This is a genomic window from Thermobacillus sp. ZCTH02-B1 (assembly GCF_002159085.1).
Lineage (GTDB): Bacteria > Bacillota > Bacilli > Paenibacillales > Paenibacillaceae > Thermobacillus.
The window spans coordinates 26,665-37,856 of record NZ_LZRU01000002.1; the positions used below are offsets into that span (position 1 = coordinate 26,665).

Sequence of the window (11,192 nt, forward strand, 5' to 3'; positions counted from 1 at the left end):
CCCCGTGGATTATTCGCTGGCGACGATGAACGCTTTCCATTTCTCCATGATCAGATCTTTGTTCGCGATGGCCCAGTCCATGTCGTATTCGATCTTGACGAGTTCGTTCAGCGGCTTCATGCCTTCGACTTCGGGCAGGTCCGTGCGCACCGGACGGCGGTAGATGCTGCCGATCTGCGACTGCACTTCCTTGCCGAGCACGAAGTCGACGAACTTCTGCGCGTTCTCCTTGTTCTTCGCGCCCTTGATGATGGCGAGCCCCGTCGTGAGCAGCGTGTTGCCGTCGGACGGATAGACGACCGCGAGATCCGCGCCGGATTCGATGTACTTCAGCGCGCCCTGCTCATACGTGATGCCGATGCTGTACTCGCCGTCCGCGACGCCCTTGAACGTGCCGGAGGAGCTGCCGATCAGCTTGCCGTCGAGGTTCTCCACGAAGCGCTTCAGCAGATCGAAGCCTTCCTCGCCCTTGCCCTTCGACAGGATCATGTTGACGATCGCCGTGAAGGCGGAACCGGACTTGACCGGGTCGGCGTGGGCGATCTTGCCCTTCCACTTCGGATCGGTCAGGTCTTCCCAGCTCTTCGGCGCCTCTTCCGGCTTGACCAGCTTCGGGTTGTAGATGATGACCATCGGCTCGATGTTGAAGCCGTACCACGTGTTGTTCGGGCTCTTCGCCTCGTCGATCAGGTAGTCGTACTCCGTCGTCTTGTAGGACTCGAAATACTCGTCCACCACCGCGTAGCCGTCGACGAACCCGCCCCACAGCACGTCGCCGAGCGGGTTGGCGCTCTCCGCCTTGACCCGGGCGATCAGCTCGCCGGTGCCGCCGCCGACCAGGTTGACGGTGATGCCCGTCTTCTCCTGGAATTCCTTGATGATCGGGTCGGACCAGTCGGCCGCGTGGGAGTAGTAAAGCGTCAGCTCCTTCGATTGCTTGCCGCCGGACGTCTTGCCGCAGGCGGCGATCAGGCTGCCGAACATCAGAACCAACGCGATCAGCACGATGAAATGCCGCGTTCCGCTTTTCTTCATGCTCCCTTTCCCCTTCTGGTTGTAGTGGATGCAGTAACATCGTAAAGCGCTTTCAAACCGAATACAACGTCGCAATCCGGCATTTTTGTTGGTTATCCGTCAGTGTTCGCGCGAGGGGAAATCACATTCTTCCGCGGGAAGCAAAAGGATGGAAGCGCTGTCGCGGAGTGGGGAGGCCGATCGGGCCGGAAGAAGGTTGGGGAGAGGTTGGCGGAACCGCATGGCAGTGTCGGAAAATTTTCCTTCGTGTCGATCCCCGCGTCGTTTATAATATGGGGATAGTTGAACTTCGGGGAGATGCCGGGGGGTGGCGCTTTGATTCATGTCCGCAACAATGTACGGCTCCTTGTTTTTCATCTGATCTGGCTGGCGCTCATCATGGCCGCGGTTTACGTGCTTCGGGAATCGGGCGTCAATTCGTTCCATATGATCGGCTGGCTGCCTTTCGTTTTTGCGGCGGGGTCTTTCGTCATCGGCCTGCTGCTGGTCCCGCATCCCGGGATCGCGCGCAACGCGCTGTCCACCCTGTCGCTGCTCGTCATCGGCCTGATGCTGTATGCGATCTGCGCCCTGAACGAGCTGGCGCTGGACGCCGTTTACATGTACGGCCTGTTTCATTTGCCGTACGGCCTGCTTCCGCTGATCGAATCGTTCAGCGCGGCCAACGTGCTCGTCATCGCCCTGCTGCCCTACGTGGCCGCCACCCTCGGAATCCTGCTCAAGCGGAGGCTGGTTCGATGAAATCGCCGTTCAGACCGCTCACGGCAAGGCTCCTTGCCGCCGTCCTCCTCCTGTGCCTGCTCACCCAGTGCGCCGGCGGATTGGGTGACATCAGGCCCTATCTCCCCGCCGATCTGCTCCGGGATGCCGCGGCCGCGCAGCCTTCGGACGGCGAGGCAATCCGTGTCGACGTGCTGCTCCTCCACGGCTCCGAAGGCGTGCGCACCGGCAGCATTCTCCAGCATCTGCGGCAGGCGCCGGTCGCGGGCGCGCGTCTCACGGTTCAGCCGCTGGAGGAAGCCGCGATCGACGAACGCTATGATCTGGTTTATCTGGATCGGGGCCTGACAGACGAGCCCGCCTGGCCCGGAGTCCGGGACCGGCTTGTCGACTGGGTTCGGAAGGGCGGCATCCTGTTCCTGTCGCATGAATACGCGTCCGCCTTCCCCGCGTCGTTCACCGGCATCGCCTCGCTGGAACCGATCGAGGATACGGAGCTCAACTTCACCTATCCCGAGGTTCGGCCCAACCTGCGGGGCATCCAGCAGGCGTGGCGGGATTTCGCCGACGTGTACGGCCGCTACAAGGGACTGAATCCGAAGTTCCATATCCATTTCCAAGAAGGCGCCGTCACAGGCGAAGCGGTGCCCCTGGTCCGGAAGGGAGATCTCGCGCTGCTGACGGCCAACCGGGCGGGGGAAGGCACCGTCATCTGGGCCAACAACTTCCTTCCGAACGAGCAGTTCATCACGCGGTTCGACCTGCAGGCCGAAGATGACCAGAAATACTTCCACTTCGGCTACGCCGCCGCCAATTACCTGTTCCGGACGGAACTCGTCAAGTTCGCCGCGAAGGAACGGCACGGCTTCTCCGTGCAGAAGGCCTACGGGCCGTACGGCAGGCCGGGCCTGGCCTGGCAGGCGCATTACGAGTCGCTCTATTCGTTCGTGCTCCGGGACATGATCAAGTTCACCGAGCTGCTGGAGAAGCACGGCCAGGTTCCGAGCTTCTCCCTCGTCCGCGGAAGCTACAACGGCGGCGTCTGGATGGAAGCGCTGCGCTATCTGGAAAACGTCGGCACCGACGGCGAGCCGCAGTTTGTCAACATGGAGGACGACTCCTTCTTTTCCGCCGGCAGGGCGCTCACGACCGCGAGCGGGAACCTGCGGTTCGGCCAGGTACCCGGCTACCACTCGTTCCTGTCGGACCTCGACGTCGGCTGGCGGGCCTATCCGACGGCCGTCGACTGGAACGGCGACGGCGCGACGGACCTGATCGTCGGCACGCATGACGGACGCGTCCATGTCTTGGAGCATGACGGGGATGCGGCGAACCTCGTCTTCCGGAAGCCCGTCGAACTGGACGGCGTACGGGCGGAGCGCGATGCCGCGCCCTTCGCCGTCGACTGGAACGGCGACGGCTTCCTGGACCTGGTGCTGGGCACCGGCAAGGGCGAGGTGGTCCTCTACCTGGGCGATGACAAGCGGAAGCTGAGGCGCGCGGGACACTTCACCGCGGGCGGTGCGGCGCTCTCCGTCGGAGGCGCGGCCGCGCCCGCCGTCGCCGATTGGGACGGCGACGGGATTCTCGACCTCATCGTCGGGGATGCCGAAGGCCGTCTCCATCTGTTCCGGGGAACGGCGCCCGGTTCGACCGAGCTTCAGGCGGCGGAGCCGATCCTGGCGGACGGCGAGCCGGTCCGTCTCGGATCCTATGCCGCTCCGTTCGCGGCGGATTGGAACGGTGACGGGCGTCTCGACCTGCTGGCGGGAGGCGGCAACGGGGAGATCGTGTGGCTTGAACGCCTCGGGGACGGCACGCTGACGAACCGCGGACCGCTTGCCGGCCGGGAATTCAATTTCTTCGGCACGAATACGATCAGGCCCGGACGCAACGCGGTGCCCGTCGTCATCGACTGGAACGGGGACGGAAAGAAGGATCTGATCACGGGGCATCTGGAGTACGGCAACCCTTACGCGATCGACAACCCGCTGTTCCCGTACCGGAAGGATCTCCTCGAGAACGTCCGGTATGTGCAAAGCAAGCATCTTCCGATCATTCCGCACATGTATCTGCATGAATACATGTCGGACGAGCGCGAGAAACGGGAGATGGAACTGCACAAGGCGGCTTTCCGCGCGCTCGGACTCGAGTGGGAAGACGACATGGGCGTCAACCACCACACCTGGCGGATCAACAAGGACGCATTGCAGACGTTCCGCAACCAGCGGGCGTCGGGCATCTGGTGGAACTTCGGCTTCAATCCGCCGAACGTCAGCTCGGCGCCGCGGGACGGGGCGGAATTCCTGCTGGTCATTCCGTTCCTGCTGCCCGACGAAAACGGCGATCCGCCGGCGGATCCGTTCCTGCTGTTCGCTCCGTCACCCCACCCGTTGACCTACGGCAAGGCTTGGGACGTCATGGCGAAGTACGACATTCCGCTTACCCATTTCGAGCATATCGAGCACAGCATGAAGCCGGGCACGGATTTGTACGACAAGGTGCTCAAGACGATCGCCGCCATGAACCGGATCCGGAAGGAACACAAATACACCTTCATGACCGAACAGCAGATTGCCCGGTCGCTGCTGAACACGTTCTACGCCGATGTGGAGGTGCGGCTGAGCGGCGACCAGATCTTCCTGACACCCGATTATGCGGAGGTGCCGGCCCAGGTGAAGGAATACGCCGGCACCCTCGGGGTGAAGCTGGAGCTCGGCGAAGCATACGCGGACCGCGCCGTCGATACATCCGGCATGTTCTACCACGAGGCGAACGGCGGGCACTACATCGGCGTTCCCGGTCCGACGACGGTCCGCCTCGTCCGGACTTCGTCCATGACGGAACGCATCCGCATCGTCCGCAGCAACGGTCCGGTCGCGTTCACCGTAACGGATGGCGGTCTCACGCTGCGGCTGGATGCGCCGGGCATGCAGGAAGTCGAGATTTACTCCCCCGTGCCGCTGAAGGTGTCCGGTTCGAAGCTGCGCGTCGAGCGCCATGGCAATCATTATTCCGTCATCCATTACGGGGAACGGGCGGAGATCAGGCTGAAAATCCGATAAGCGCAAGAAAGCGGGGACCGGCGTCCCCGCTTTTCCCGTATTCTTCTTACCGGTTCCGGAACGGGTACGTCATGCGTTCCGCCTGCCGGATCTGCTCGCTGCGCCTGCGCCGGATCGAGCGGAACAGGACGGTGACGGCATTTTTCGCGCACCAAAGGGAGAAAAGGGCGAAAAACGCGCCCCACGCCGCCGCGGGAAGGGGCGTTGCCCGGCTCAGGTTCGCCGCGTCTCCGGCCGACGCCGGTTCCACGATCGAGAGTGCGAGGATCATGAAGGAGCTCAGGACCGATTCCACGAGGCAGATGAACGAGACGAGCGAAGCGTAAAAGATGCGCAGCCATCCCGGAGCCAGCACGCCGATCAGCAGCGTGGCGCCGGCGAATCCCGCGCACCACAGCATGCCGTACGGGTTCCGGACGAACAGGAGCAGCGCGAGGGCGGCGACGGCGGCGACGATCATGAGCCCCGTCCTTTCGCGCTTGTCCGCCTGCAGGCGGAACAGCAGCCACGCGAACAGGGCGGCGCCGGTGTAACCGGCGAGGGCGACCGGAATCGTGCGCCAGCCTGCCTCGATCATCGAATGCGTGACGCCGCTCTGGTCGGCGTACAGGTGAATGTACAGGACGCTTCCCGAGAGGAGCAACGTCACGACCGCATGGGCCATTTCGTGCACCAGCGTGTAGACGTTGCGGAAGAATTCCGAGAACGGGAGCAGTCGGGTGAGCAGCGCCGTGATCAGGACGAACAGCGCCATTTTGGCCCAGGACGACATGCGCGTTCCCCATTTCGTTCGGAAGATTTTTCCTTATGATACTGGGCGTCGGATGGCGCGTCAACGGATGCCGGAAATCAACGGATTGGAATGACGACGGTGAATGTTCCCCCACTTCGATTGACCGCACCACCATTGCGGCGAACCCCGAACGATCCGAACGGATATACGAGCCGTGGAACGGAGACATGCAAGACCGATCGCATCGCTCAGTTGACTCCGTCGTTCCAGTCGATGCGGTAATCGTACAGCCAGGCCTGGGAGTCGCGGCCCGCCCGCTTCAGGAAGAACGGCAGCATCAGATCGCGGAAGAAGACCTGCACCGGGTTCACCGCGTGTTTGCGCCGGCCGATGCTGCGCGAATACCGCACGACCTTCTCCACCCGCTCGCGACGAAGCTGCTCGAACCGCCGGAACGCCTGATCCGGGGTCGCGCTGTCCCGGACGCACTTCGCGAGCGCCAGCGCGTCTTCGAGCGCGAGCGACGCGCCCTGACCGGCGTTGGGCGAGGTCGCGTGGATCGCGTCGCCGATGAGCGCGACCGGACCCTTGTGCCACCGGGAGACGGACATCAGATCGTAGATCGGGTAGACGCCGATCCCGCTTTCCGACTTGCGGATGATCTCCGGTACGGGGTGGAGATCATGGCGGTACAACGCCTCGATCACCCGGCGCCACTCCGCCTGCGGAACGGCCTGCAGCTCACGGCGCGTCGGCCTGCCCGGATAGTCGAGGTTGCCGAACCAGTAGATTTCGCCATCCCGCTTGACCAGATAGCCGAAAAACGCCTTCTTTCCGAACACCATGTGCTGGGCCGGCTCTGGCGGAAGATCGACGCCGCGCGCGATCCCGCCGAAGCTGATCAGCCCCGTGTATGCCGGCTCGGCGGCGTCGGGCGCGATCAGCCGGCGCGTGATCGAGTGGATGCCGTCGCAGCCGACGAGCAGATCGCCTTCGGCGCACGAACCGTCTTCGAATTCGGCGGTCACCCGGTCAGGGTCGATTCGGAGATCCCGGAGCTTTCTGCCGAAGGTGACCGGGATGCCTTCGCTTTCGGCCGCCTCGCGCAGCACCCGGTGCAGGAAGCCGCGCTTGACCGTGTACCCCTGCGGCTCGCCGGACGGATCTTCGATGCGCCCCAGAAATTTTCCATTGCCGCTGCGGAAGGTCATCGCGCGCAGTTCGATGCCTTCCCCGCGGATGCGGCCGTCCACGCCCAGCTCGCGCAGGACGCGCATGCCGTTGCGCGCCACGTTCAGGAACAGGCCGGCATAGTCGTCATGGTCCGGCTGCGCCTCGAAAATGTGCGGCTCGTAGCCGGCCCGCTTCAGAAAGATCGCGGCCGCGGGACCGGCGATGCCGCAGCCGATGATGATCGCCTTCCTGCTTGCCATGGAATCAGGCTCCTTTCCAAATCTATCGTGATTGCCTCGATTATCTTAATCATTAAGATTTTCGTCCGCAGATGACCGGATTTGCATCGGCAGGTGCTCCGCGGTATCTTAATCATTTAAGATATCCGGTTTCATCTTGCGCCGGAGCGGTGATGGATCGATACCGGCCATGGTCTGAATTTGAACCTGGACCTTGGTCGGAGTTGAACCTTCCAGGATCGGAGGATGGATGGTCCATGGATCAACGCGAGCCCGTTCCGCCGGAACTGATTGACGCCCTGCTGGAGGCTACCCGGCGACTGTCGACCCAGACCGTGTTCTTCCATCAGGCGGCCGCCAGATATCTCGGCCTCCACATCACCGACCACAAATGCCTCGACATCGTGCTCGGGATGGGCCGGGCGACGGCCGGTCAGCTCGCCGAGCTCACGGGGCTTACGACCGGCGCCATCACGAGCGTGATCAACCGGCTGGAGAAGGCCGGCTTCGTCCGCCGGACGAAGGATCCGCGCGATCTGCGCATCGTGTACGTCGAGCCGATACCGGACAATCTGCGGCCGCTCGCGGACATCTTCGGCCCGCTCGGCGGCGCGATGTCCGAACTGTTCTCCCGGTACGGCGAGGGCGAGCTCCGGCTCATCCTCGATTACCTCGAGCGCTCGATCCGGGTGCTGGCGCGGGAGACGGAGCGGCTCAAGGGCGCGAACGGAGCCCCTTCTGCCCCCAAGAACGGAACGTGAAGGGCAGGGCCCGATCCTGCATCGGATCCGGGCCTTGCATTGCCCGGCCGGATCGCGCCGCAATTCGGCTTGCGGTGCGGGATTTCCATCTTGCCGCCGGGCATGCGAATCGATAGGATGGATACAGGATAGATTTGGGAACACAAGTGTGCGATCCGGTTCATGAAATGTCGCTTTTCCATCCTGGCAGGGCCGATAGACGGCCTCATTTTGGAAGCAGCACGCCCGCAACGCCCGATGATTGCGCGCAAGCGGCTTGCGGTCCCGAGAAAGGAGTTGGAGCGGATGAACGATGTCGATCCAATCCGGAAAGCCGTCGACCGTCTGGATCCCGGCGAACTGAAATCCTGCCTGCGGCTTGTCCTGGCCCAAATTCAAATCCTGAAGGAGCAGAACCCGAATCCCGAAGGCGCGGCCGCCGGGCTGATCGGGCTGTACGACGAGCTGATGAACCGGAAGGACGGGCCACACGCGCGGGATCCCGCCCCCGGCTGCACCCGTGTCCACATCGTGACCGGGGATTCCTTCGCCGGCAGCATGAAGCTGGCGCTGCGTGAACTCGGCCTCGCGGGCACGCATGCGGTCATCACGATCCGCGACAACCTCGCGATCGGCCCGGTCGCCCGCCTCGACGCGCCCGAAGGCCGGCGGGCCCGGCGGGACTGGCTCAGGGACAACATCGCGTCCGCCGCGCTCGGAGAAGACGACGATCCGGAAGAAGCGTTCCGCAGGCTGATGCAGCAAGTCGAACGCATTCCGGAACGGGCGGACATCATCGTCTGGACCAGCCGCAGCGCAATCGAGCAGACGGGCATGCGGTACGCGCTGCACCTCATCCGCCGCAAGCCCAATCCCGTCCGCGTATGCGACGCCTGTGCGATCAGCGGAGAGCTCGACCGGCATCCCGGCGCCGCCGTCACCTACACCCGCTCCGGCGAGATCGGACCGGACAAGCTGCGGGAAGCGATCCGGCGGGCGGAGGAAGCGGCACCGCTGTCCGCGGAGGAGGTCCGCCGGCTCGCCGACGAATGGACGGCGATCGCGGAACAGGGCGGGGTGCTGCGCATCTGGCGGGACGGTGAGGTGCGGACGGTTCCGGCGGATTATTTTGACGCGCATCTGCTGAAGATGCTGGACCAGGCGGCCCATGCCGCCGACGCCGGCGGATACGTCAGAGCCGCCCGCGTGGTCGGGGAAGCCGTCGGATGCGCCGATCAGGACATCGGGGACGAATATTTCGAATACCGGCTGCGGGAGCTCGTCTACGCCGGCGTCCTCGAAATCCGGGGCGTGCCGGCCGGCCTCCGGTACTACAGCGTCAGACGGAAAAGGCGGACGCCCCACGCGTCCGCCTGATTCCGCTTCTCCCACCGAAAATGCCCGTATCCTTCCTTGTCGAGGGAAACTCCACTCGGCGTCCGGGGGCTCTTACAGCCCTTCTGCCAAACCGGACTACCTGTTATCGGACGATTCAAATCAAATAATCTTCTTGACAAGTCCTTTGGACAGCGCCTGCTCGTCATTATACACAATCACGCGGGCATTCCAGATTTTGCGAACATGCCGCAAATGCTGATCCAGTGCATCCTTTACGTTTACCAGCCACTCCTTCTTGTGTCCTCTGATGATCAACATAAATACAATGTCCAGAGAAGCATAATTCGCCAATTCTCTGAACTCGGCCGGCAACTCGTCATGGAATTGCCCATGCCGTCGCATCAGTAGGGATATCGTCAATTGCCAGGCATGGATCATCTTTTCGGCAACGTTGCTAATAAATTCCCGAAATTTCTCCTTCGAATTGCCGGGATGGGGAGAACTCGATTTTGCTTCCACAATCAACAATCGGTTGTGTTCTTTCTGAATTAGCAGAAATTCTGCAATTCTGAAAGATTTTATAAGTTTAGCGTAAATTTCGGATTGTTCGATGTGGAAAACTTGTTCGGCTTTGAACGGCCCAAACTCCATTCCGGATTCTGTAATGATTATCTCCATATTATCGCAGAATCCCGTCCATCTCTTCTTCGTAAAGCCTAATCGATTCGTCAATAATGGAATTGGCCGGCATGCCGAACAACAGATCGTCGTAATCCGGTTCCCGCTCAGGATCCGCATTCAAGGAAATTACCGGAATAGATATGCGGTTCTTCATCGCGATCAGGTGTAGTTTCTTGATCACGAAATAGGAATGGCTGGCCAAGAAGAATTGAATGCCTCCCTGCGCCAGCAGAAAGATAATATCCATGAAGCTGGAAATCGCTTTCGGATGAAGCGCCACGTCCGGTTCGTCGATAAACATAACGGAACCGGGTGTCAACGAGCGGTTGCCCAGAAGCGTGTCTAGAATCGAAAGTTTCTTGCTCCCCTCAGCAGTTACACCGATGGAAAACTTCTGGTTCCCTTTTTTGAACATCCACTTTTTCAAATTTTCATCAAAAATCGCTTTTCCACCCAAAATGCGGTCCAGCTCCCTACGCGCAGCGGCAAATTCGGTATAATTTTTGCCCTGCTTCTTGGGAATCATCAAAGCCCGGACTAGATCATAATAGGTGTCATCAAATCCGAACACCCTGTCTTTTTCGCGCGATTCGATAACAAGGTGAAAGATGGACAGCACTTCCTTGGCCGGCAAAAACAGAGAATCTTCTTTGCGGCGAGATACCTTGTTGTCAACGACCGTGACGGTCCTCGTTGTATCCTTCCCAAATTTGTATGAAAACCCGTTCCCCTCAAACACAATTTCGCATGTCAGCGGCTCATTGTACGACTTTGCGACCAGATCGCCGATCTTCTCGACCTGAAAAGTCCAATAGAGCTTTTCGGACAATACTTCGTTTACGGAGCGGCGATCATTTCCTCGACCGAATTCTTCGATCGTCCGCATGGCGCTGTACATCGATTTCAGCAAAAAGGATTTCCCCGTTCCATTTTCACCGATAATCAAATTGATCTTGCCGAGGTTGTTCCAATCAACGTTTCTTAAAGGCCCAAAATTCCTCAATTTCACTTTATTGATCATCGGAACCCTCCAAGTTCATGATATGAACGGAGAAATCCTGCTCTCGTCTATTTTCAATTATAACTCAAATTGAAGAATATTTATCCTGAATTTCGAAAGTAAAACTCTTTTAAAAACATAAAAAGGGCTCCTGTTCTTTGGTAGAATGGTGTTTGACGAAAAAAACTCCAGCCAAAGAAAGGAGCACCTTTAAGGTGAAGTCTACCACACCCGTCAGCAAAATCAAGACAGAATTTTCCCTGCGACATGCGACCAGTTTCGGAGGCGCCAAAATCTTTCTGGAATACCTCGAGAAAATCAAGCTCGCCAAGGCGCTGCAGGGGCTATCGTTTGCGAAGGCAAACAACTCGTTGTTTCCCCTCTACCGCATCCTGCTGTATCTCATTGTCGGCTGGGTGCTCGGCTGCCAGCGGCTCTTTCATTTTCGCAAGTTGCAATATGATCCGC

The 11,192-nt window shown here is 60.4% G+C and carries 9 protein-coding genes and 1 pseudogene; 5 read left to right on the forward strand and 5 right to left on the reverse strand.

The genetic code is table 11. The annotated features are described in order from the left end of the window. Positions 1–9 precede the first annotated feature (9 nt). The gene (locus tag A9Z00_RS00725) at positions 10–1,035 is read right to left on the reverse strand and encodes an ABC transporter substrate-binding protein (RefSeq protein ID WP_296973291.1); all 1,026 of its coding nucleotides are present in this window, start codon (positions 1,033–1,035) and stop codon (positions 10–12) included. 315 nt (positions 1,036–1,350) lie between these two features. Here A9Z00_RS00725 and A9Z00_RS00730 point away from each other — a divergent pair, with 315 nt between their 5' ends. After that, positions 1,351–1,776, forward strand: a complete 426-nt coding sequence (locus A9Z00_RS00730; RefSeq protein WP_296973293.1) for a hypothetical protein — start codon at positions 1,351–1,353, stop codon at positions 1,774–1,776. Continuing rightward, positions 1,773–4,820: an FG-GAP repeat domain-containing protein gene (locus A9Z00_RS00735; RefSeq protein ID WP_296973296.1), complete on the forward strand. Its 3,048-nt coding sequence runs from the start codon at positions 1,773–1,775 to the stop codon at positions 4,818–4,820. Before A9Z00_RS00730 ends, A9Z00_RS00735 begins: the two co-directional genes overlap by 4 nt. A 46-nt stretch (positions 4,821–4,866) precedes the next feature. Here the strand turns inward: A9Z00_RS00735 and A9Z00_RS00740 are convergent, their stop codons facing one another. Then, positions 4,867–5,592, reverse strand: coding sequence for a M50 family metallopeptidase (locus A9Z00_RS00740; RefSeq protein WP_296973298.1), 726 nt, complete (start codon positions 5,590–5,592; stop codon positions 4,867–4,869). 209 nt (positions 5,593–5,801) lie between these two features. Next, a complete protein-coding gene (locus A9Z00_RS00745; RefSeq protein ID WP_296973301.1) occupies positions 5,802–6,986 on the reverse strand; it encodes an FAD-dependent oxidoreductase in 1,185 nt (394 codons plus the stop codon). Between the two features lie 236 nt (positions 6,987–7,222). Between A9Z00_RS00745 and A9Z00_RS00750 the strand changes: the two genes are divergently transcribed. Both A9Z00_RS00750 and A9Z00_RS00755 read left to right on the forward strand, forming a co-directional pair. After that, positions 7,223–7,726, forward strand: coding sequence for a MarR family winged helix-turn-helix transcriptional regulator (locus tag A9Z00_RS00750; RefSeq protein ID WP_296973303.1), 504 nt, complete (start codon positions 7,223–7,225; stop codon positions 7,724–7,726). 285 nt (positions 7,727–8,011) lie between these two features. After that, positions 8,012–9,082, forward strand: a complete 1,071-nt coding sequence (locus A9Z00_RS00755; RefSeq protein WP_296973305.1) for a DUF1835 domain-containing protein — start codon at positions 8,012–8,014, stop codon at positions 9,080–9,082. 120 nt (positions 9,083–9,202) lie between these two features. Here A9Z00_RS00755 and A9Z00_RS00760 read toward each other — a convergent pair whose 3' ends face one another. Beyond that, positions 9,203–9,721 (reverse strand): hypothetical protein, encoded by a 519-nt coding sequence (locus A9Z00_RS00760; RefSeq protein ID WP_296973308.1) that lies wholly within the window; start codon positions 9,719–9,721, stop codon positions 9,203–9,205. 1 nt (position 9,722) lies between these two features. Beyond that, entirely contained in the window at positions 9,723–10,745 is a 1,023-nt protein-coding gene (locus A9Z00_RS00765; RefSeq protein WP_296973310.1) for an AAA family ATPase, read from the reverse strand. A 194-nt stretch (positions 10,746–10,939) separates the two neighbouring features. Here A9Z00_RS00765 and A9Z00_RS00770 point away from each other — a divergent pair. Then, a pseudogene (locus tag A9Z00_RS00770) lies at positions 10,940–11,192 on the forward strand (IS1380 family transposase); the annotation flags it as partial.